Raw genomic sequence first — 20,598 nt, forward strand, 5'->3', positions numbered from 1 at the left:
GGTGATGAGAGTGGCTGAAATACTTGCCGTCAGCGAGGCGCTGGAGCGGGCGCTGGCGCTGCTCCGGGACGGCGATGTCGTCGCCATCCCGACCGAAACCGTCTACGGGCTTGCCGGCGACGCCACCAACGGCATCGGCGTGGCGCGCATTTTCGAAACCAAGGGGCGGCCCCGCTTCAACCCGCTGATTGCCCATGTCGCCGACATGGCGATGGCCGAGCGCATAGCGCTGTTTGATCCGCTGTCGAAGAAACTGGCGCTTGCGTTCTGGCCAGGTCCGCTGACGCTCGTGCTGCCGCAGCGAACCGGCAACGGCATCCACCCGCTGGTCACGGCCGGGCTCGATACGATTGCCTTGCGCATGCCAAGAGGCTTTGGCGGCGAGCTCATCGCCCGGCTTGGCCGCCCGCTTGCCGCGCCCAGCGCCAATTCATCGGGCAAGATCAGCGCGACCACGGCGCAAGCGGTGGCGGCGGATCTCGGCGCACGCATAAAGCTGGTGGTCGATGGCGGGGCGACGCCGGTCGGGCTGGAATCGACCATCGTCAAGGCCGAAGGGGAAAGATTGCGGCTGCTCCGGCCCGGCGGCATTGCCGCCGAAGACATCGAGGCGGCAATCGGCATGGAGCTCTTGCGTGGCGGTGCCGCCGGCGTCGAGGCGCCGGGCATGCTTGCCTCGCACTATGCGCCTGACGCCGCGATGCGGCTCAACGCCGGGACAGTTGGTGAGGGCGAAGCCCTGCTCGGCTTCGGCATCCGGCGAGCCGAAGGCTGGCGGCACGCCGCCGCGTTCCTCAACCTGTCCGAGACAGGCGACCTGCGCGAAGCGGCGAGCAATCTTTTCGCCTATATGCAGGTACTCGACAGCAGCGGCGCACGGATTATCGCCGTCGAGCCGGTTCCCTTCGACGGGCTTGGCGAGGCGATCAACGATCGGCTCTCGCGTGCCGCCTCCCCTCGTGACAACATCTTGGCAGCAACGTAGTTTTCCCCATGACCGAAATATCAGAGAAACTCGATCCCTCTCTCATCGATCGCTTCGCGGCGATCGTCGGTGACAAATACGCGTTGCGCGACGAGCAGGATATCGCGCCTTACCTCACCGAGCGGCGCGGGCTCTGGCATGGTGCGACATCACTGGTGTTGCGGCCGGGCAGCGTCGAGGAAGTCAGCCAGATCATGCGGCTGGCAACCGAGTCGGGAACGCCAGTGGTGCCGCAAAGTGGCAACACCGGACTGGTCGGCGCCCAGGTGCCGGACAGATCCGGCCGCGAGATCGTGCTGTCGCTGTCGCGGCTGAACCGCATCCGCGAGATCGATGTCCTGTCCAACACGGTGACGGTCGAAGCCGGCGTCATCCTGCAGACATTGCAGGAAGCGGCCGATGGCGTCGACCGGCTGTTTCCGTTGTCGCTGGCCGCGCAGGGCTCCTGCCAGATCGGCGGCAACCTGTCGTCCAATGCCGGCGGCACCGGCGTGCTTGCCTATGGCAATGCGCGCGAACTCTGCCTTGGGGTTGAAGTGGTGCTGCCGACCGGCGAGGTGTTCGACGATTTGCGCAAGCTGAAGAAGGACAACACCGGCTACGACCTGAAGAACCTGTTCGTCGGCGCCGAGGGCACCCTAGGCGTCATCACAGCCGCCGTGCTCAAGCTGTTCCCGAAACCGAAAGGGCGCGAGGTGGCTTTCGTCGGCCTGTCATCGCCGCAAGCCACGCTCTCCCTGTTCAGCCTGGCGATGGACCGCGCCGGAGCAGCGCTCACCGCCTTCGAGCTGATCGGCAGGCGCCCGTACGACTTCACCCTGGCGCATACCCAGGGCGTGGTGCGGCCGCTGATCGAAGATTGGCCGTGGTATGTGCTGATGCAGATTTCGTCCGGCCGCTCATCGGAGGATTCGCGGGCATTGATCGAGGAGGTGCTCTCGACTGGTCTCGAACAGGGATTCGTCGGCGACGCAGTCATTGCCGCAAGTCTTGGGCAGGGCGATGCCTTCTGGAACTTCCGCGAGCTGCTGCCCGAGGCGCAGAAGCCGGAGGGCGCTTCGATCAAGCACGACATTTCGGTGCCGATCGCTTCGATCCCGCGCTTCATCGAGGAGGCCGCCGGCGCGGTGGCGTCGGTGAGTGCCGGCGCCCGCGTGGTCTGCTTCGGCCATATGGGTGACGGCAATCTGCACTATAACATCTCGCGGCCCGTGGACGGCGACGACGAGGCGTTTCTCGCTCTCTATCATCCGATGAACAAGGCCGTGCATGACGTGGTGCGCAGCCTGCACGGTTCGATCTCGGCCGAGCATGGCATCGGCCAGTTGAAGCGGGACGAACTGATCGCCACAGCGCCACCGATGGCGATCGACCTGATGCGCCGGGTGAAGGCTGCCTTCGACCCAGCCGGCATCATGAACCCCGGTAAGGTTATCTGATCCTTTCGGCTTCTTGTGGCTGGTGGCATTCCGATAACCATCCCGCAGATCAGCAAAATTTAACCGACTTTCTTAAGCGGGGCGGTAAGGTGCCCGCGCTACTGTCTGCTCACAAACGAGGCTGGAAAAACCGGCCCGGAGAGAACCGGACACCGGCTCTCAGGAGACAGACAGGAAGGCACTCTATGAACACCGGACTGAAGCCAGTCTGGGCCGGACGCAACATGCGTCTCGACCCATTCCGCCTGCCGCAAGTGGTCAGCTACGCCACACGCGACGACTACGGCGACGTGACCTTTACCATCGACAAGCGGGGCGCAGTGATCCGCCGCATGCTCGAGATGAGCGGTTTGCCGGCGATCATCGCGCTGCCAGCCAATGCGTTTCGCGGCGTCGCCGCCCGTGCGATGGAGGATCCGGACGGCAATGTTACGGTGACGCTGGAACTCCTGCACAACGATCCGATGCTGTCGGTGCCGCTGCTGGTGGCCGATGATCTCGAAGATGTCGCCGCCGACTGGCGCGCCTGGGCCGACGCCTACCGTCTGCCGATGCTCTTGATCGAATCGGACGGCGTTGCCCGTACCCTGGAAGAATCGCTCGGAGCCGCCATCAAGACGCTGCCGCCGCAGGATCGTCGCAAGGGCCGCGTTTCGCACATGCGCCGCCCGCGCTTCCTCGCCCGCCGCAGGGCCGGCGATCTCGGTCTCAGGCTGGTCATCGACGGCCAGGAGATTATTTCGCGCGAATAGGAAGAGCTTGGCGCGTCCTTCCTTCTCCACAAGCGGAGAAGGAAAAAGCCGCTAAACCAGCGGCTTCAATGCCACCCACACTGCGCCGCCGATCAGGCCAAGGAAGATCAGCCAGCCGACCTGGTTGTTCGAACGGAACAGCCGCAGGCACTGGTCCGGATTGTCGATATCCAACACGGCGATCTGCCGGGCCATATGGGCGCCGGCGGCGATCAACCCGGCCAGTGCCACCACCGGAGCCTGTGCCGACGCGAAGGCGATGGCGAAGCAGACCAGCGTGCCGCCATAGAGCCCGACAAGCCATGACTTGGTGTTGTCGCCGAACAGCCGTGCCGTCGAGCGTACGCCGACAATGGCGTCATCTTCCTTGTCCTGATGCGCATAGATCGTGTCGTAGCCGATCACCCACAGGATAGAGCCGATATAGAGCATGATGGCGGGCCCATCGAGATCGCCGAACTCGACCGCCCATCCCATCAGTGCACCCCAGGAAAAAGCAAGGCCGAGAACCAGTTGCGGCCAGTTGGTTATCCGCTTCATGAACGGATAGACGGCGACGATGGCCAGCGAGCAGATGCCGAGCAGAATGGCGAAACTGTTGAACTGTATGAGCACCACCAGGCCGATCAGCGCCTGCAGGACAAGAAACACCCATGCCCGCCGGCGCGTGGTCTTGCCCGACGGCAGCGGCCGTGACCGCGTCCGCTCGACCTTGTTGTCGATGTCCTCGTCGACGAGGTCGTTGTAGGTGCAGCCGGCGCCGCGCATGGCGATGGCGCCGATCAGGAAAAGCACAAGATACAATGGCGCCGGCAGCAGCGAGAGCAGCGGATCGCCGGGACGCGGATAGGCGCTCGCCGCAAGTGCCGCCGACCACCAGCACGGCCACAAAAGCAATTGCCAGCCGATCGGCCTGTCCCACCGGGCAAGCTGCGCATAGGGCCATATCGAGCGCGGCAGCACGCGATAGACCCAATGGCCGTTCGGTGCATCGGCGACACGGCCCTGGGCCGCTTTCGACTGGATCGGTTCCATGCTGCTGGATTGGCAGCAGACTGGAAGGCCGTCAAGCAGTCTCGCTTGCGGACGCGAAGATGTCATGAGAGGCGAACCAATCCTTCGCGACCTCGATGAACGCCAGCGCCGCGTTGGAGACGCGCTGGTGCGTGTCATAGGAGAGCAGGATCCGCTGCATGGGCAGCGGATCGGACAACCGTTTGCAGAGGAGCGGCAGGCCGTCATAGCTGCGGTCGCCATGCGGGCGGGTGTAGCTGACGGCGACGCCGAAGCCATTGGCGACCATGCTGCGCTGGAGTTCGAATGAACTCGTCGTTGTGTCCGCGACCGGGGAGAGGCCACGGCTGCGGAACAGGTCGAGCATGTGCTGCCAACTGTGCGGCTGGTCTGTCGTGATCAGCGGATAGGCGGCCAGATCCGCAAGGCTGACCTCGGAACGATCCGCCAGGGCATGGCCTGCCGGCAACAGCGCATGCGGCCGAAGTTCGCGCAGCAGGATGCGGGCGAAATGTGTCGGCAGGCTGAGGTCGTAGGTGAGGCCGAGATCGATGGCGGCGTCGCCGAGCCGCCGCCCGAGCGTTTCGAACGTCTCGTCGCGAACGACAATTTTCACGGCCGGATAGCGTTCGGAGAAGGCGCGGATCAGGGCCGGCGCAAAGAAAGGCGCCAGGTCCTCGAAACATCCCAGCACCAGTTCACCGCCGACGGCCGATCTGCTTGAACCCAGGCCGACGAGTTCGTCCGTTTCGGTGAGAACCTGTCTTGCCTTCGCCACGACAGCCCGACCGAACGACGTCGGCGACACGCCGCTGCCCCGCTGGCGGACGAACAGCTTCTGGCCGAAATTCTTTTCGACGGCGTCGATGGCCACCGAAATCGACGGCTGCGAGACGTTCAACATTTTCGCGGCGCCAGTGACGCTGCCATGACGCGCAACGGCGACCAGATAACGCAGCTGCGTGAGGGTCACATTCATAGGGTGATCCTATATATAAAATGAGAAGTCATTATTTTACTAAATGAAAGCGAGTTGCGATAGTCGGTCATTCCAAGAGGAGAACGCCATGGCTTCCCAGACCCAGACAATCGACACACAGACGATCGACGCAAGGACAATTGCCGACTACCAGCGCGACGGTGCGGTTTGCATCCGCGGTGCCTTCAAGGGTTGGGTCGACACAATTGCCGCTGGGATCGAGCGCAACATGCAGAACCGCAGCGCCACCGCATCTGATATCGCCAATGGCCGCGGCAGTTTCTTCGATGATTATTGCAACTGGGAGCGCATTCCCGAATTCGTCAGCGTGGTGCGGGATTCGCCCGCTGCCGAACTGGCAGCGGCGGTCATGCAGTCGCGCACCGCGCAGTTCTTCCACGATCACGTTCTGGTCAAGGAACCCGGCACGCAGAAGCCGACGCCCTGGCACCAGGACATCCCCTACTACTTCGTCGATGGCCGGCAGACGGTGAGCTTCTGGATCCCCATCGATCCGGTGAAGGAGGCGACGCTGCGCCTGATCGCCGGCTCGCACAAATGGGATAAGATGATCCTGCCGGTGCGCTGGCTCGACGACACCAATTTCTATGCCGGCGAGGGCGACTATCTGCCGGTGCCGGACCCGGACAAGGACCCGTCGATGAAGGTGCTTGAATGGGAAATGGAACCGGGCGACGCCATCCTGTTCGACTTCAGGACCGCGCATGGCGCGCGTGGCAACATGACCTCGGCACGGCGCCGGGCGCTGTCGTTGCGCTGGGTCGGCGACGATGCGCGTTATGTCGAGCGGCCGGGACGCACCTCGCCCCCCTACCACGGCCATGGCATGCAGCCGGGTCAGAGGCTGCGCGAGGACTGGTTCCCGGTCGTCTTCCAAGGCTGAACGACTGCCAGAAAATCGTCGGCGGTGTGCGCCGCCGATCTTCGGCAGGGGTAACGTTCCCGTGCGCAATTCCGATCAAAGCACCCTGATGCCTTGACCCATCGTGCAGAGAGCAATAGCGGGTGCTCTGCAGGTTAATAGGCATCACGAGGTGGCCATGAACGTTCTTCTTCTCGGCTCCGGCGGCCGCGAACATGCGCTCGCCTGGAAGATCGCCGCGTCGCCGTTGTTGACAAAGCTCTATGCGGCTCCCGGCAATCCGGGCATCGGCGGCGAGGCCGAGTTGGTGAAGCTGGACATTACCGATCACGAAGCCGTTGCCGCCTTCTGCAAGGACAAGAAGATCGACCTCGTCGTGGTTGGCCCGGAAGGGCCGTTGGTCGCCGGCATCGCCGACGATCTGCGTGCGCAAGGCATTCGCGTCTTCGGACCTTCCAGAGCTGCCGCCCGGCTGGAGGGCTCGAAGGGGTTCACCAAGGATCTCTGCGCCAGATACGACATCCCCACCGCCGCCTATGGCCGTTTTGGCGATCTGGCGTCCGCCAAGGCCTATGTCGAAAAGACCGGCGCACCGATCGTCATCAAGGCCGACGGCCTGGCGGCAGGCAAGGGCGTCACCGTCGCCATGACGCTGGACGAAGCACTGGTAGCGCTCGATGCCTGTTTCGAGGGGTCCTTCGGCGCTGCAGGCGCGGAAGTGGTGGTCGAGGAATTCATGACTGGCGAGGAGGCGAGTTTCTTCTGCCTCTGCGACGGCACCACAGCGCTGCCCTTCGGCACCGCGCAGGACCATAAGCGCGTCGGCGACGGCGATGTCGGCCCCAACACCGGCGGCATGGGCGCCTATTCACCGGCCCCGGTGATGACGCCGCAGATGATCGAACGCACCATGCGCGAGATCATCGAGCCAACCATGCGCGGCATGGCCGAACTGGGCGCGCCTTTCGCCGGCATTCTCTTCGCCGGGCTGATGATCACTGATAAGGGGCCGAAGCTGATCGAATACAACACCCGTTTCGGCGACCCGGAATGCCAGGTGCTGATGATGCGGCTGAAGGACGATCTGCTGGTCCTGCTCAATGCGGCAACCGACGGCCAGCTTGCACACACTTCGGTGCGCTGGCGCGACGAGGCCGCACTGACCGTGGTCATGGCGGCCAGGGGCTATCCAGGCACGCCGGAAAAGGGATCGGTCATCCGCGGCGTCGAAGACGCGGCGGCCGAAGGCGTCCAGATATTCCACGCCGGCACGGCCATAAACGGCGGCGCGCTGGTTGCCAATGGCGGCCGCGTCCTCAACGTCACGGCATCAGGCGCAACGGTCCGCGAGGCGCAGAAACGCGCCTACGCCGCGCTCGACCGGATCGATTGGCCGGATGGATTCTGCCGCCGCGATATTGGCTGGCAGGCCGTGGCACGCGAGCAGGCAGACTAAAGTTCTGCGACGGTAGCTTATCGCAAACCGCGATCGATCTCGGTCGAAGCGGTGCTGAGCGGATCGGCGGCGGCAAAGGCGGCGTCGAGTTGCAACGGCGAACGCTGTTCGGTCCGCTTCCAGGCGACATATTGGACAATGCCGAAAGTCGGCCGCTGCGGCACGGTCTTCACGACAGGCATGCGGAATCCGTCGCGGAACTTCGTCCAGCGCGTGCCCAGCGCCGCGACCATGTCCTCGAAGGTCGGCGGCGCCGCGACCGAGGCGTAGGTGATCGTGACATTGCCGGCGAGGCCGGCTTCGCGTGACACCGGCAACGGTATCGAGGCGAGATAGTCAGGCGGCACGTCGATGAGACCACCGAAAGGCCATTGCGCGCGCAGCGTGGCCGCGTCCGTCGGCGCGACATTGACGTCGATGTCCTTGGGCGTGCCGGCGACCCTGTAAGGGCAGCGGAGCCGGCCGCAATTGGCTTGCGCCGAGAACTGCCACAGCGCGTAGCCCTGCCAGTTGCCCATCGGAAAATGCACGTCGATGTCGGGCTTGTAGCGGGCATACCAGAGCGGCAGCCGCGACAAGAGCCGGTACCTGTAGCTGTTGTCGGCAATGTACTGGGCCGTCTTGCCATTGGAGTAGAGCACCGGGAAGCGGCCGATGCGCCGATGCACCTGGCGCACGAACTCCTCGGCATCTTCGAGCGACATCCACTGCGAAGGATCATTGCCCTCGATGTCGAGAGCCAGCAGGTCGTCAGGCGCGGGTTCGGCGAAATCGAGGAAATTATTGGCCTGTTCGACCGGATTGCCGGGGCGGGCGAGGTGATAGGCTCCCCATTTCAGGCCGAGCGCCTTGGCGACCACCTTGCGTGTCTGGAACAGTTCGCGCGTCACCGCGTGGCGTTTCCACAGCGCCTTGCACAACTTCACCTCGGTGTCGTCGCCGAAACAGAAATAGGGTGGCGGCATGCCGTCGGATGCCTTGTTGATGAAGCCGACGATCCGCTTGTCGGTGGCAAGTTGGGCCCAGTCGATGGAATTGTACTCGTAGGCGTCGACGACCAGGGCGCGGTCAGCGTTCTTCCACGGCTCGGAAAAATCCGAGGTTTTTGCCGCTGATATCAGCGCCATCATCGCCGCGAGAGCGATCGCTGAGCGGCGTAGAAGATGCGCCGGCGTTTTCAAACAGGGAATCCCCGTTAACCAAAGACAAATCCTGGACCGTCATGGTTAAGGAAGTGCTTCCACGGGGCTGGCGCCGGCAAAGCTATCGTCTGATGAGTGGCTGAAATTCAAACGGGTCTGGCGCCGGCTCTTGCGGCAGCGTGCCCTCGGCGGCGCGTTTGCGGTGGTGTGCGAGGGAGCATTGCGGCGAGCATAATATGCCGTGATCCGACCAGTAGGCGGCGCCGTTTTCCAGTCTGCCCTGATGGTACGAGAACCCTGCCGCGCGATAGGGCAGGCCGCATTCGATGCAGCGATAGGCATCAGGTCTGGCAAGCATGGGTGGTTCCGGTCTGTTGGTTCGGTCTGTCGCCGGTCGACTTGATCCGGCGTCGATAGAATCTAATACGTGTCGGCGCGATTGCAAAATCCACGTGACATAGTTTGACGTTTACGTAAAAAGAAGATGGGAGGCCGCCGCTGAAAGGCGGATGGTTTTGCGGCAGTGCGGGTCCTAGGATCGGTGGGCCTATATCAGGAGGAGGGAGCGGCATGTATCGGGCACCGGTCGAGGATATCGCTTTCACGCTCAAGCACGTGGCTGGTCTCAAGTCCGCCCTTGATGCCGGCACGTTCGGCGATCTCGGCGAGGATCTGGTCGATGCGGTTCTTGGCGAGGCCGGCCGCTTCGCCACCGACGAAGTCGCGCCACTCTACAAGATCGGCGATGAGCAAGGTGCGGTGCTGAAGGACGCTATCGTCACCACGCCGCGCGGCTGGAAGGAACTCTATCGCCGCTGGATCGACGGCGGCTGGAATGCGCTGTCCGGGCCCGAGGAGTATGGCGGCCAGGCGTTGCCGACCATGCTTGGCGTCGCAGCGCTCGAAATGTGGAACTCAGCCGCCATGGCCTTCGGCATCGGCCCGACGCTGACCATGGGCGCTGTCGAGGCGCTCGACAAGCACGCCTCTGAGGCACTCAAGTCGAAATATCTTGAAAAGCTCGTCTCCGGCGAATGGATGGGCACGATGAACCTGACCGAGCCGCAGGCCGGCTCGGATCTCGCTGCCTTGCGCGCCCGCGCCGAGCCGGTGGGTGATGGCACCTATCGCATCTTCGGCCAGAAGATCTTCATCACCTATGGCGAGCACGACTTTACCGACAACATCATCCATCTGGTTTTGGCGCGGCTGCCCGATGCGCCGGCCGGCACGCGCGGCATATCGCTGTTCCTGGTGCCGAAATTCCTGGTCGGCGACGATGGATCGCTGGGCACGCGCAACGACGTCTTCTGCTCCGGCCTGGAGCACAAGCTCGGCATCCACGCCTCGCCGACCTGCACCATGATCTATGGCGATGGCTTCGGGGGCGCTGCGCCTGGCGCCATCGGCTGGCTGATCGGCGAGGAGAACAAGGGCCTGGCCTGCATGTTCACCATGATGAACAACGCCCGCCTTTCCGTCGGCATGCAGGGTGTCGCGGTCGCGGAAGCCGCCACGCAGAAGGCGATCGCTTATGCCAATGAGCGCCGGCAAGGCAAGGCGGCAACCTACGTCGGCGCCGGCATGGCGCCGATCGTCCATCATCCCGACGTGCAGCGCACGCTCCTGACCATGAAGGCGCTGACGCAGACGGCCCGCGCCATCAGCTACTGCTGCGCCCATGCCATCGACCTGGCGCGCGTATCGGCCGGCGATGAGGCGGCGCATTGGCGCGACCGTGCCAATCTGCTGACGCCGCTGGCCAAGGCTTTCTCGACCGATGTCGGCGTCGAGGTTGCCTCGCTCGGCCTCCAGGTGCATGGCGGCATGGGCTTCATCGAGGAGACCGGCGCGGCGGCATTCTACCGCGATGCGCGCATCGCACCGATCTATGAGGGCACCAACGGCATCCAGGCGATCGATCTGGTCATGCGCAAGCTGCCGCTCGGCGGCGGCGAACACGTGCATGGCTTTATCGACGAACTGGCGGCTGTGGCCAATGCCGTGCGGACATCGAATCTCGAGGGTTTCGGCCGCACCGCCGATGCTCTCGACAAGGCGCTCGGTGAACTCAGCGAGGCGACCCGCTTCCTGCAAAAGCTGTCCGCCGATGGCCGGTCGGACGAGGCGCTGTCCGGTGCCACGCCCTATCTCAAGCTGATCTCGCTGGCCGCCGGCGGGGCCTATCTGGCGCAGGGCGCTCTTGCCGATCAGGACCGTATCGCGCTTTGCCGCTTCTTCGCCGAAAACCTGCTCGGTGAGGTCCGTGCCCTGAAGGACCGCGTTGTCGATGGCGCCGAAAGCCTCGCCGCTGCCGGCAAGGCGCTCATCTCTGCCTGACGTTCAGAAGGAAAAACCCGTGACAGACCATATCCTCGTCGAGCGCCAGGGCGCCATCCAGATCATCCGTATGAACCGCCCCGACAAGAAGAACGCCTTGACGCGCGCCATGTATGCGAAAATGTCGGCTGCTCTGGCCGAAGGTGATGCCGACCCGGCGATCCGCGTCCATGTCTTCCTGGGCGTGCCCGGCGCCTTCTCCTCCGGCAACGACCTTGCCGATTTCATGGTCGTCGCCACCGGCGGCGACGGCGGCACCGAGGTCTGGGACTTCCTGATGGCGCTGGCCAGGGTCGAGAAACCCATTGTCTCCGGTGTCGACGGCATCGCGGTGGGCATCGGCACGACGCTCAACCTGCATTGCGACCTGACCTTCGCCACGCCGCGCACCGTGTTCAGGACGCCTTTCGTCGATCTCGGACTGGTGCCCGAAGCGGGCTCCAGCCTGTTGGCGCCGCGCATCCTGGGACAGCAGGCTGCTTTCGCGCTGCTCGGCCTCGGCGAGGGCTTTTCGGCCGAACGCGCGAAGGCCGCCGGCCTGATCTACGATGTGGTCGAGGAAGACGCGCTGGAGGCCTCGGTGCTGACGGCGGCCGGCCAGATCGCGGCCAAGCCACCTCAGGCTCTGAAGATCGCGCGCGACCTGATGCGCGGCTCGCGCGACGACCTCCTCGCCCGCATCAGTGAGGAAAGCGAGTATTTCCGCGCGCGGCTGAAATCAGACGAGGCGCGCGCCGCGCTCACGGCGTTCATGACCAGGAAGAAGGCCTGAGCCTCTCTTTAGGGATAAAGCCTCGTCTTGTCCCAGCCGCCTTTTGCATCACGCGAAAAGACGACCCGGTCGTGCAACCGGAACGGCCTGTCATGCCAGAACTCGATCGTCTGCGGTACGATGCGGAAGCCCGACCAATGCTTTGGCCGTGGAATTTCGCCGATCGGATAGCGCGCTGTGTATTCGGCCACCGCCTTTTCCAGCGCAAAGCGGCTTTCCAGCGGCCGCGACTGTTTCGAGGCCCAGGCGCCGATACGGCTGCCGCGTGGTCGCGTCGCGTAGTAGGCGTCGGCTTCGGCGTCGCTGACGATCTCCACCGGACCGCGAATGCGCACCTGGCGGCGCAGTGATTTCCAATGGAAGCACATCGCCGCCTTCATGCTGCCAAGAATCTCCTGGCCTTTGGCGCTCTCGAAATTCGTGTAGAACACAAACCCGCCTTCATCGAACCCCTTGAGTAGAACCATTCGCACATCCGGCATGCCGTCGGCATCGACGGTCGCCAGCGCCACGCCGTTTGGGTCGTTCATTTCGCTCTTGGTGGCGTCCTCCAGCCATGCGGCAAAGAGGCGAAACGGCTCCGCCGCCTCGGTAAAGTCACTGCTTGTTAACTCTGTGTCACTCATAGTTTTTCTCAAATCGTTACGAGGCGGGGGAGGTTGCAGATTGTCGCGTATCGCGCAAGCTTTTGACAGCAGGCAAAGCGGCCTAATTGCTTCAGCCAGCGCCAAAGCCGCGATCATGATGATCGCTCTGCCGCTTGCTGCCTGCGGCGCGGGTGGCTTCAGCCTGGAAAAAGCAGAAGTCGACCGCTCGATCCTGACCAGCAGCACGTCCGTCCCCTCCGCGCCGGTCAGTTCGGATCGCGACTCCGACCAGACGACGATCGGCAATGCGGTGTCCTCGGCCGATATCGAGCAGCTCGGCGGGCAGGCCGTGCCGTGGGCGAATGCCGGCACCGGGTCGCGAGGCTCCATCACCGAACTGGCGGAATTGAAGGACAAGGGCCAGACATGCCGCCGTTTCAGAGCCTCGCGCGAGAGCTTTGATGGCGTTGCCATGTTCGAAGGCGAACTTTGCCTGGCCAGCGCCGGCGGCTGGCACATGCAGGACTTCAAGACGCGCTGATTTTCCGTTTTTGATATGGTGCTCGGCCACTGGAATTTCTTCCTATGCGAGCGCATATAGGGGGCAACCAGAGACTCACTCCTTTTCCAGGGCAGTAAGCATGCGCGACCCCTATGAGGTGCTGGGCGTTGCCAAGAACGCATCGGCCAAGGACATAAAATCGGCGTACCGGAAACTCGCCAAGAAGCATCATCCGGACCAGAATCCGAATGATCCCAAGGCGAAGGACCGTTTTGCCGCAGCCAACCAGGCCTACGAGATCGTCGGCGACGAAAAGAATCGGGCCGCGTTCGATCGCGGCGAGATCGATGCCGACGGCAAGCCGCGTTTCCAGGGCTTTGAGGGCGCCGCTGGTGGCGGTGATCCCTTTGGCGGGTTTCGCCGGCAGCAAGGAGCCGGCGGCTCGCGCTTCGAATTCCGCTCCGGCCGTCCTGGCGGTGATCCGTTCGACGGTAACAGCGATATTTTCAGCCAGATTTTCGGCGACGCCTTTTCGGGCGCGCGCGGCCCCGGCGCGGGCGACCGCCGCCAGCCGGCGACCGCTGCCGACCTGAATGTGACACTCGACGTCACCATCGAGGAGGCGGCAACCGCCGAAAAGGTGACGGCGATGTTCCCCGACGGCCGCAAGGTGGCGGTCAAGCTGCCGGCCTATGTCGAGGACGGCCAGACCATCCGGCTGAAGGGGCAGGGCGAGCAAGGGCCGGGCCAGCCGGGCGATGCGCTGGTCAAGGTCCATCTGCGCCGGCACCCGCGCTACCGCATCGAGGGCCGCGACCTGCATGCAGATCTGCCGGTGACGCTGGCGGATGCGGTGCTCGGCGCCAAGGTGCCGGTCGAGACGCCGACCGGCAAGCTCGCGGTCAACGTTCCCGCCTGGTCGAACTCGGACAAGGTGCTGCGGCTGAAGGGCAGGGGCCTGCCGGAGAAAGCCGGCGGCCATGGCGATCTCTACGCCCATGTGCGGATCATGCTGCCGGAAGGCGGCGATAGCGCGCTCGAAGCGCTGCTGCGCAGCCAAAAAGGCTGATTGGCGGCTTTTGTCCCCCGAACTGTCCGGTTTGAACGCTTGAAGGGGCAGTGTGCCTGTGCGATAGGGCACTCCACAAAGCTGAAAAATCTTGCGGAGAGCGCTGACATGGCGGGTGGACAGGGCCTTATGGCCGGCAAGCGCGGCCTTATTCTTGGCGTCGCCAACAACAGATCGATCGCCTATGGCATCGCCAAGGCCTGTGTCGACCATGGCGCCGAGATCGCGCTCACCTACCAGGGCGAGGCGTTCAAGAAGCGTGTCGAGCCGCTGGCGGCCGAACTTGGCGCGTTCGTCGCCGGCCATTGCGACGTCACCGATCCGGCTAGCCTGGACGAGGTTTTCGCCAAGGTCGCCAGGCATTGGGGCAAGCTTGATTTCCTCGTCCACGCCATCGCTTTTTCAGACAAGGACGAGCTGACCGGCCGTTACGTCGAGACGACGCGCGACAATTTCCTGCGCACCATGGACATTTCGGTCTATTCCTTCACCACCATCGCCAAGCGCGCCGAGGCGCTGATGAGCAATGGTGGCTCGCTGCTGACGCTGACCTATTATGGTGCCGAAAAGGTCATGCCGCACTACAACGTCATGGGTGTCGCCAAGGCGGCGCTCGAGGCCAGCGTGCGTTATCTCGCGGTCGACCTCGGCGCCAAGAAGATCCGCGTCAACGCCATTTCCGCGGGCCCGATCAAGACGCTTGCCGCATCAGGCATCGGCGACTTCCGCTACATCCTGAAGTGGAACGAATACAATTCGCCGCTGAAGCAGACGGTGACGCAGGAGGAAGTCGGCGATTCCGGCGTCTATTTCCTGTCCGATCTGTCGCGCGGCGTCACCGGTGAAGTGCATCACGTCGATTCAGGCTACCACGTCGTCGGCATGAAGGCGGTCGACGCCCCGGATATTTCGACGGTCAAGGATTAACAGCCCCAACCGTCGTCCGTCCCGATCCCGTACCGGAAGACCTGATGTACCCGCTGGTTTATATCGTGCGCCACGGCCAGACCGCGTGGAACGCCGAATCCCGGCTTCAGGGGCAGGCCGACACCGACCTCAATGCGCTTGGCCGCGAGCAGGCGACCGGAAACGGTCATCGGTTGGCCGAGGTGATGCAAAATCCCGCGGATTTCGATTTCGTCGCCAGCCCAATGAAGCGGACGCGCGAGACGATGCAGCGCATCCGCGCCGCGATGAAGCTCGATCCGGATGCCTATCGGACCGATCCTCGCCTGGTGGAAGTCAATTTCGGCGATTGGCAGGGTTTTACCTATGCCGAGCTCAAGACGCGGTATCCAGGCGCGCGCCGGACACGCGCGCTGGACAAATGGAACTTTCAGCCGCCCGGCGAGGGCGCGGAGAGTTACCAGATGCTGCTCGAGCGGGTGAAGCCCTGGTTCGACGCGATCCAACGCCAGACGATCTGCGTGACGCATGGCGGGGTCATGCGGGCTCTGTTTCGCTTCGTGCTTGGGGTGGCGGAGGACGAGGCAGCCAACCTGGAAATACCACAGGACCGCGTGCTCAGGCTGCAGGGCGACCGCCTGGAGTGGCTGTCGCAGTCCTAGCCGGGACGCTTGCCTAGCCAGGACGCTTGTTCATCCCAGGGTTTGGAAGGCTCCCAACTCTTGACCCGGTCGTTCCGATGAACGTGTCATTCGATGTAGGTCACCACACCCGTCTCAAGATCATAGATTGCCGCGACGATCTTCAGCTTCCCGGCCCCGATGGGATCGGCCAGGAGCTTACTTGAAGCGGCCAGGCGCCGCACAGTCCTGCGCGCGCTCTCCCTGGCGGTGTTGTCGACGAAATCGCCTGCCTCGCTCCGCGCCGCGATCGCCGCAGGCAGGATCGGTTCGATCATCGGGCCGATCGCGCCCGGATAGGTCGCGTTCTTGGTGACCACGTCGCAAGCCGCCTTGACGGCACCGCAGCTTGTGTGCGCGAGGACAACAATCAATGGCGAGCCGAGCACCGCCGCGCCGTATTCGACCGTGCCGAGCGTCGCAGCGTCGGCGAGGTTGCCGGCATTCCGGGCGACGAATAGCTCTCCAACGCCTTGGCCGCCGAAGATCAACTCGGGCGGAACGCGACTGTCGGCGCAACTGATGATGGTAGCCCAAGGCGCCTGATGCCCGGCGACAGCCTTCCGCTGCGCGGCAAGGTCGATCGAGCACAGTTCCGGGTGGCTGACATAGCGCTCGTTGCCGGATTTCAGCGCGGCGAGCGCTGCATCAGGGGACAATGCCGGCGCAGCACTCTCTGCCGCACGCGCGGACCACGAAGCTCCACCAAGACCGATCGCAACGAGCCCCGCCGCGCCGACCTTGAGGAAATCCCTCCGGTCGACCCCTTCGCCTTCGCAGTCGCTGCACATTGTTCGGTCCCCGCTCGCATCTTCCACTTGATGGCTGGATCTGCGCGCTGAGATTGCTACCAACGGACGGCGTTGGCAAGCGCGCCGTGCGGGGCCGGAAGGCGCTTATTCGGTGTCGGGCAATTGCATGTCGGTGACGATGTTTTCGCCATTGGTCTCATCGTAAGCGATGACGACATCCATGCCCGGCTTCAGCGAGTCGAGGTCTGTCTCGGCATTCAGCTTGTAGGACTTGCCGTCATCCAGCGTCAGCGTCGCGGTGTCCTTGTCGATCTTCTTGATCAGGCCTTCGGTCTGTCCGGCGAAAGCGGCGGTGGAAAGCAGCAGCGTGGCGGCTACGGCGCCAATCAGGGTACGCATAATCGTTCCTCGTTATCATTGCACCGGCATGGGCGGCGGCAGGCGATGGAAGAGAGCAGAAACCAACCGAATGTGTCAAAACTAAATCCGCCTGATCACAGTTTGACCACTGTGAAAAACGCCAATAGAAGGCAGGCCACGGCGCCGAGCGTCCTCCTGGGTGCGCGGAGGATGCTGTGGCACTTTTTGATTTGCGTATGATCCCTTGCGAGAACGGCTTCGTTTTCGGGTCATGTGCTAAGCTGGCTCCGATGCCGGGCAGGGTCATTTCATGTCTCACAACACGTTCGGCCACCTTTTCCGCGTCACCACCTGGGGCGAAAGCCACGGCGCCGCACTCGGCTGTGTGGTCGACGGCTGTCCGCCCGGCATCCGCTTCACTCTGCGAGACATCCAGGCCGAGCTCGACAAGCGCCGGCCGGGCCAGTCACGCTTCGTCACCCAGCGCCGCGAACCCGACGAAGTGAAAGTGCTGTCGGGCTTCGTCTTCGACGAGGACGGCGAGACGATGATCACCACCGGCACGCCGGTCTCGATGTTGATCGAGAACGTCGACCAGCGCTCGAAGGACTATGGCGAGATAGCCCGCCAATACCGGCCGGGCCATGCCGACTACACCTATGACGTCAAATACGGCCTGCGCGATTATCGCGGCGGCGGCCGCTCCTCGGCCCGCGAGACGGCGGCACGCGTCGCGGCCGGGGCCCTCGCCCGCAAGGTGGTGCCCGGCATGGTGGTGCGCGGCGCGCTGGTGTCGATGGGCGAAAAGTCCATCGACCGCGCCAACTGGAACTGGAATTTCATCGGTGACGCGGAAAATCCGTTCTTCACCCCAGATCCGGCTTCCGTTCCCGTCTTTACCCAGTATCTCGACGGCATCCGTAAGGCGGGGTCCTCGGTCGGCGCGGTGATCGAGATCGTTGCCGACGGCGTTCCCGCCGGCCTCGGCGCGCCGATCTACGCCAAGCTTGATCAGGACATTGCCTCCGGCCTGATGTCGATCAACGCGGTCAAGGGCGTCGAGATCGGCAACGGTTTCGAGGCCGCCCGCATCACGGGCGAGCAGAATGCCGACGAGATGCGCATGGGCAATGACGGCAAACCGGTGTTCCTGTCCAACAATGCCGGCGGTATTCTCGGCGGCATCTCGACCGGCCAGGCGATCATCGCCCGTTTCGCCGTCAAGCCGACCTCGTCGATCCTGACGCCGCGAAAGTCGATCGACAGGGACGGCAACGACGTCGAGATCATGACCAAGGGCCGTCACGATCCCTGCGTCGGCATCCGCGCCGTGCCGATCGGCGAGGCGATGGTTGCCTGCGCCATTGCCGATCATTATCTGCGTCATCGGGGACAGACAGGTAGGGGAGTAGGGCAGTAGGGGAATATGTTACGCTACCCACCCGAGACAGCCATTTTTTCCTTTTCCCCACTCCCGTACTGCCCTACTCCCTTATTCCCCTGCGAGTGAAACGAGCGCCTATGCCTTACGACCAGAAGAAAATCGTCGAAGCCCTGCGCGCTTTCGAGCGCGGCGAGATCGTCGTTGTCATGGACGATGATGGACGCGAGAACGAGGGTGACCTGATCGTCGCCGCCGTCCATTGCACGCCGGAGAAGATGGCGTTCATCATTCGTCACACCTCCGGCATCGTCTGCACGCCGATGCCGCGCGAGGAGGCCAAGCGGCTCAACCTGGCGCCGATGGTGGCCGACAATGATTCCGCCCACACCACCGCCTTCACCGTCAGCGTCGATTTCAAGCACGGCACGACAACAGGCATTTCGGCCGAGGACCGCACGCTCACCGTGCGCAATCTCGCCAACGGCAATGTCGGCGGCTCGGATTTCGTCCGCCCCGGCCACATCTTTCCGCTGATCGCGCGAGAGGGCGGCGTGCTGATGCGGTCGGGTCATACCGAAGCCGCGGTCGATCTGTGCAAGCTCGCTGGTCTGGCGCCGGTCGGCGTCATTTCGGAACTGGTCAATGACGACGGCACTGTCAAGCGTGGCCCGCAGGTTTCGGCCTTTGCTGAAGAGCATGGTCTCAAACAGGTTTCGGTCGCCGACCTCATTGCCTACCGGCAACGCAAGGAAACGCTGGTCGAACGCGTGGCTTGCTCCGAAATCGACACGCTCGGCGGCAAAGCGCAGGTCTTCACCTACACGCTGCCCTGGGACCCCATGCATCATGTCGCCATTGTCTTCGGCGACATCCGCGACGGCGAGGAGGTGCCGGTGCGCCTGCATTCCGAGGATGTGGTGACCGATGTATTCGGCACCAGCCACCGGCTCGACGGCATCATGAAGGCGATGGGCGAGCGCAGGCGTGGCGTCATCGTCTATCTGCGCGAGGGCTCGGTCGGCGTCGCCCATCAGGAGCGCAAGCGACCGGCGAGCGGCGACCGAGAGGATCATGAAGAGGCGCGCCGCCGTGAGAACGAATGGCGCGAAATCGGCCTCGGTGCGCAGATACTCAAGGATCTCGGCATTTCCTCGATCAATCTGATCGCTTCGCGCGAACGGCACTATGTCGGTCTCGAAGGCTTTGGCATCCATATCGCCAAGACCGAGATTCTCTGAAGGGCAACCGCTGGGGATAGAGCCCGGTCCGTTCGAAACCGGGCGCTTCGGGGATCATCCGGCGGGAACGACGGCTGCTTCGCAGCCATCCAGGTGGCATTCAGGCGTGGCCAGGCTGCGCTGACCAAGCAACGCGGTGACCAGTGCGATCGTGCCGGCCGCAACCGACACCCAGAATCCGTTCTGGGCGCCGAACGCATCCACCACCGAGCCGGCGGCGAACGAGCCCAGCGCCATGCCGATGCCGATCCCGGTGGTCACCCAGGTGATGCCCTCGGTCAGCATCGCCTCCGGCACATGCCGTTCGATCAGGCCGAACGCCGTGATGAAGGTCGGCGAGATCGCCACGCCGCTGACGAAGACGGTCAACGCCAGCAGCGGCACCGTGCCGGCGGTGAGCGGCAGCAAGGTGCTCAGCGCAATGACGGCGATTGCGATGGCAAGCTGGCGTTGCAGCGGTGCTTTCAGGTTGAGCGCGCCGACGATGATGCCGAGCACGAACGATCCCAGCGCGTAGACACCGATGACGAGGCTTGCGGCGCCTGGCTGGCCAAGTTCCTTGGTGATCGCCACGGTGCTCACTTCCGTCGTCGCGAAGGTCGCGCCGATGAAGATCAGGGCAAAGGTGATGATCTGCACCGGCCGCAGGCGGATTGCCGAGCCGCGCGACCCATGTTCCACCGGCCGCACTTGCGGCTCGGTCGAGCGCTGCAGGATGAACGCCGTCGAACCGAAGGCGAGAAACAGCGTGCTCACCAGCATCCCTGCTTCCGGGAACAGGGCGGCACTCAGGCCGACCGACAGCGATGCCCCGGCAATGTAGACCAGCTCGTCCGCCGCCGACTCGAACGCGAATGCGGTGTTCATCTCGGGCCGTCCGCGGAAAATCTCGGTCCAGCGTGCGCGCACCATTGCGGGGATGCTGGGCATCGCCGCCGCCAGCAGTGCCGACACGAACAGCGTCCATACAGGCCAGTCCTGATTGGCCGCCGCAATCAGGACCGCGAAGGCCAGCACCGAAATGGCGGTGGTCGGCACCACGACCTGCGTCTGGCCAAGGCGATCGACAAGCCTTGATATTTGCGGCGCCACGAAAGCGTTGGCCAGCGCGAATGTCGCGGAGACGGCGCCGGCCAGCCAGTACTCGCCACGCGTCTGCGACAGCATCGCCACGATGCCGATTGGCGCCATCGCGATCGGCAGCCGCGCCATGAAGCCCGCTGCTGCAAAGCCCTTGGCGCCGGGGGCGCGAAAGATCTCCGAATAGGGATTTTGCATGGTCCGGTTCCTCGACAAAGGCAGATTCGGCAATTACATACGATGCGTATGATTGTTAGATAGATCATACGCCGCGTATG

21 protein-coding genes are annotated in these 20,598 nt (G+C 63.7%); 13 read left to right on the plus strand and 8 right to left on the minus strand.

Annotated features, from left to right (window positions below; translation table 11 throughout):
- The first annotated feature begins 4 nt into the window (after positions 1-4).
- The 3 genes from CGZ66_RS38470 to CGZ66_RS38480 all read left to right on the plus strand — a co-directional run bounded on the left by CGZ66_RS38470 (position 5) and on the right by CGZ66_RS38480 (position 3,176).
- Positions 5-985, plus strand: a complete 981-nt coding sequence (locus CGZ66_RS38470) for an L-threonylcarbamoyladenylate synthase (protein ID WP_425352347.1) — start codon at positions 5-7, stop codon at positions 983-985.
- An 8-nt stretch (positions 986-993) separates the two neighbouring features.
- On the plus strand, positions 994-2,424 hold the full coding sequence (locus CGZ66_RS38475) for an FAD-binding oxidoreductase (RefSeq protein WP_095091903.1): 1,431 nt from the start codon (positions 994-996) through the stop codon (positions 2,422-2,424).
- A gap of 185 nt (positions 2,425-2,609) precedes the next feature.
- On the plus strand, positions 2,610-3,176 hold the full coding sequence (locus tag CGZ66_RS38480; RefSeq protein WP_095091904.1) for a DUF6101 family protein: 567 nt from the start codon (positions 2,610-2,612) through the stop codon (positions 3,174-3,176).
- A gap of 51 nt (positions 3,177-3,227) precedes the next feature.
- Here CGZ66_RS38480 and ubiA read toward each other — a convergent pair whose 3' ends face one another.
- Both ubiA and CGZ66_RS38490 read right to left on the minus strand, forming a co-directional pair.
- On the minus strand, positions 3,228-4,211 hold the full coding sequence (gene ubiA / locus CGZ66_RS38485) for a 4-hydroxybenzoate octaprenyltransferase (protein WP_095091905.1): 984 nt from the start codon (positions 4,209-4,211) through the stop codon (positions 3,228-3,230).
- A 31-nt stretch (positions 4,212-4,242) separates the two neighbouring features.
- Positions 4,243-5,169, minus strand: coding sequence for a LysR family transcriptional regulator (locus tag CGZ66_RS38490; protein ID WP_095091906.1), 927 nt, complete (start codon positions 5,167-5,169; stop codon positions 4,243-4,245).
- An 88-nt stretch (positions 5,170-5,257) separates the two neighbouring features.
- On the opposite strand from CGZ66_RS38490, the gene CGZ66_RS38495 reads away from it, so the two are divergent.
- Entirely contained in the window at positions 5,258-6,073 is an 816-nt protein-coding gene (locus tag CGZ66_RS38495; protein ID WP_095091907.1) for a phytanoyl-CoA dioxygenase family protein, read from the plus strand.
- A gap of 157 nt (positions 6,074-6,230) precedes the next feature.
- On the plus strand, positions 6,231-7,508 hold the full coding sequence (gene purD, locus CGZ66_RS38500; RefSeq protein WP_095091908.1) for a phosphoribosylamine--glycine ligase: 1,278 nt from the start codon (positions 6,231-6,233) through the stop codon (positions 7,506-7,508).
- Between the two features lie 17 nt (positions 7,509-7,525).
- Here the strand turns inward: purD and CGZ66_RS38505 are convergent, their stop codons facing one another.
- A complete protein-coding gene (locus CGZ66_RS38505; RefSeq protein ID WP_095091985.1) occupies positions 7,526-8,638 on the minus strand; it encodes a glycoside hydrolase family 25 protein in 1,113 nt (370 codons plus the stop codon).
- A gap of 133 nt (positions 8,639-8,771) precedes the next feature.
- Positions 8,772-9,008: a hypothetical protein gene (locus CGZ66_RS38510; protein WP_095091909.1), complete on the minus strand. Its 237-nt coding sequence runs from the start codon at positions 9,006-9,008 to the stop codon at positions 8,772-8,774.
- Positions 9,009-9,220: 212 nt separating this feature from the next.
- Between CGZ66_RS38510 and CGZ66_RS38515 the strand changes: the two genes are divergently transcribed.
- Together CGZ66_RS38515 and CGZ66_RS38520 are read left to right on the plus strand one after the other, a co-directional pair.
- A complete protein-coding gene (locus tag CGZ66_RS38515; RefSeq protein ID WP_095091910.1) occupies positions 9,221-10,990 on the plus strand; it encodes an acyl-CoA dehydrogenase family protein in 1,770 nt (589 codons plus the stop codon).
- A 19-nt stretch (positions 10,991-11,009) separates the two neighbouring features.
- Positions 11,010-11,762, plus strand: a complete 753-nt coding sequence (locus tag CGZ66_RS38520) for a crotonase/enoyl-CoA hydratase family protein (RefSeq protein WP_095091986.1) — start codon at positions 11,010-11,012, stop codon at positions 11,760-11,762.
- A gap of 8 nt (positions 11,763-11,770) precedes the next feature.
- Here CGZ66_RS38520 and pdxH read toward each other — a convergent pair whose 3' ends face one another.
- Positions 11,771-12,388: a pyridoxamine 5'-phosphate oxidase gene (pdxH, locus tag CGZ66_RS38525; protein ID WP_095091911.1), complete on the minus strand. Its 618-nt coding sequence runs from the start codon at positions 12,386-12,388 to the stop codon at positions 11,771-11,773.
- 40 nt (positions 12,389-12,428) lie between these two features.
- Between pdxH and CGZ66_RS38530 the strand changes: the two genes are divergently transcribed.
- The 4 genes from CGZ66_RS38530 to CGZ66_RS38545 all read left to right on the plus strand — a co-directional run bounded on the left by CGZ66_RS38530 (position 12,429) and on the right by CGZ66_RS38545 (position 15,488).
- Positions 12,429-12,890, plus strand: coding sequence for an RT0821/Lpp0805 family surface protein (locus tag CGZ66_RS38530; protein WP_095091912.1), 462 nt, complete (start codon positions 12,429-12,431; stop codon positions 12,888-12,890).
- Between the two features lie 100 nt (positions 12,891-12,990).
- Positions 12,991-13,920 (plus strand): DnaJ C-terminal domain-containing protein, encoded by a 930-nt coding sequence (locus CGZ66_RS38535; protein WP_095091913.1) that lies wholly within the window; start codon positions 12,991-12,993, stop codon positions 13,918-13,920.
- A gap of 108 nt (positions 13,921-14,028) precedes the next feature.
- Positions 14,029-14,847, plus strand: coding sequence for an enoyl-ACP reductase FabI (gene fabI, locus CGZ66_RS38540; RefSeq protein ID WP_095091914.1), 819 nt, complete (start codon positions 14,029-14,031; stop codon positions 14,845-14,847).
- 44 nt (positions 14,848-14,891) lie between these two features.
- Positions 14,892-15,488 (plus strand): histidine phosphatase family protein, encoded by a 597-nt coding sequence (locus CGZ66_RS38545; RefSeq protein WP_095091915.1) that lies wholly within the window; start codon positions 14,892-14,894, stop codon positions 15,486-15,488.
- An 86-nt stretch (positions 15,489-15,574) separates the two neighbouring features.
- Here the strand turns inward: CGZ66_RS38545 and CGZ66_RS38550 are convergent, their stop codons facing one another.
- Both CGZ66_RS38550 and CGZ66_RS38555 read right to left on the minus strand, forming a co-directional pair.
- Positions 15,575-16,297, minus strand: coding sequence for a carbonic anhydrase (locus CGZ66_RS38550; RefSeq protein ID WP_095091916.1), 723 nt, complete (start codon positions 16,295-16,297; stop codon positions 15,575-15,577).
- Positions 16,298-16,402: 105 nt separating this feature from the next.
- The gene (locus CGZ66_RS38555) at positions 16,403-16,657 is read right to left on the minus strand and encodes a DUF1344 domain-containing protein (protein WP_095091917.1); all 255 of its coding nucleotides are present in this window, start codon (positions 16,655-16,657) and stop codon (positions 16,403-16,405) included.
- 271 nt (positions 16,658-16,928) lie between these two features.
- Here CGZ66_RS38555 and aroC point away from each other — a divergent pair, with 271 nt between their 5' ends.
- A complete protein-coding gene (gene aroC / locus CGZ66_RS38560; RefSeq protein ID WP_095091918.1) occupies positions 16,929-18,038 on the plus strand; it encodes a chorismate synthase in 1,110 nt (369 codons plus the stop codon).
- 101 nt (positions 18,039-18,139) lie between these two features.
- Positions 18,140-19,240, plus strand: coding sequence for a 3,4-dihydroxy-2-butanone-4-phosphate synthase (gene ribB, locus CGZ66_RS38565; protein ID WP_095091919.1), 1,101 nt, complete (start codon positions 18,140-18,142; stop codon positions 19,238-19,240).
- Between the two features lie 54 nt (positions 19,241-19,294).
- On the opposite strand, the gene CGZ66_RS38570 is transcribed toward ribB, so the two are convergent.
- The gene (locus CGZ66_RS38570) at positions 19,295-20,518 is read right to left on the minus strand and encodes an MFS transporter (RefSeq protein ID WP_095091920.1); all 1,224 of its coding nucleotides are present in this window, start codon (positions 20,516-20,518) and stop codon (positions 19,295-19,297) included.
- Positions 20,519-20,598: the final 80 nt, after the last annotated feature.

It is taken from the genome of Mesorhizobium sophorae, from assembly GCF_002270415.1.
In the GTDB taxonomy this organism is placed as follows: domain Bacteria; phylum Pseudomonadota; class Alphaproteobacteria; order Rhizobiales; family Rhizobiaceae; genus Mesorhizobium; species Mesorhizobium sophorae.

Coding starts and splice junctions, on each gene's coding strand:
- CGZ66_RS38470 (WP_425352347.1), top strand. CDS start 5: ATGAGAGTGGCTGAAATACTTGCCGTCAGCGAGGCGCTGGAGCGGGCG.
- CGZ66_RS38475 (WP_095091903.1), top strand. CDS start 994: ATGACCGAAATATCAGAGAAACTCGATCCCTCTCTCATCGATCGCTTC.
- CGZ66_RS38480 (WP_095091904.1), top strand. CDS start 2,610: ATGAACACCGGACTGAAGCCAGTCTGGGCCGGACGCAACATGCGTCTC.
- ubiA (WP_095091905.1), bottom strand. CDS start 4,211: ATGGAACCGATCCAGTCGAAAGCGGCCCAGGGCCGTGTCGCCGATGCA.
- CGZ66_RS38490 (WP_095091906.1), bottom strand. CDS start 5,169: ATGAATGTGACCCTCACGCAGCTGCGTTATCTGGTCGCCGTTGCGCGT.
- CGZ66_RS38495 (WP_095091907.1), top strand. CDS start 5,258: ATGGCTTCCCAGACCCAGACAATCGACACACAGACGATCGACGCAAGG.
- purD (WP_095091908.1), top strand. CDS start 6,231: ATGAACGTTCTTCTTCTCGGCTCCGGCGGCCGCGAACATGCGCTCGCC.
- CGZ66_RS38505 (WP_095091985.1), bottom strand. CDS start 8,638: ATGATGGCGCTGATATCAGCGGCAAAAACCTCGGATTTTTCCGAGCCG.
- CGZ66_RS38510 (WP_095091909.1), bottom strand. CDS start 9,008: ATGCTTGCCAGACCTGATGCCTATCGCTGCATCGAATGCGGCCTGCCC.
- CGZ66_RS38515 (WP_095091910.1), top strand. CDS start 9,221: ATGTATCGGGCACCGGTCGAGGATATCGCTTTCACGCTCAAGCACGTG.
- pdxH (WP_095091911.1), bottom strand. CDS start 12,388: ATGAGTGACACAGAGTTAACAAGCAGTGACTTTACCGAGGCGGCGGAG.
- CGZ66_RS38535 (WP_095091913.1), top strand. CDS start 12,991: ATGCGCGACCCCTATGAGGTGCTGGGCGTTGCCAAGAACGCATCGGCC.
- fabI (WP_095091914.1), top strand. CDS start 14,029: ATGGCGGGTGGACAGGGCCTTATGGCCGGCAAGCGCGGCCTTATTCTT.
- CGZ66_RS38545 (WP_095091915.1), top strand. CDS start 14,892: ATGTACCCGCTGGTTTATATCGTGCGCCACGGCCAGACCGCGTGGAAC.
- CGZ66_RS38550 (WP_095091916.1), bottom strand. CDS start 16,297: ATGTGCAGCGACTGCGAAGGCGAAGGGGTCGACCGGAGGGATTTCCTC.
- CGZ66_RS38555 (WP_095091917.1), bottom strand. CDS start 16,657: ATGCGTACCCTGATTGGCGCCGTAGCCGCCACGCTGCTGCTTTCCACC.
- aroC (WP_095091918.1), top strand. CDS start 16,929: ATGTCTCACAACACGTTCGGCCACCTTTTCCGCGTCACCACCTGGGGC.
- ribB (WP_095091919.1), top strand. CDS start 18,140: ATGCCTTACGACCAGAAGAAAATCGTCGAAGCCCTGCGCGCTTTCGAG.
- CGZ66_RS38570 (WP_095091920.1), bottom strand. CDS start 20,518: ATGCAAAATCCCTATTCGGAGATCTTTCGCGCCCCCGGCGCCAAGGGC.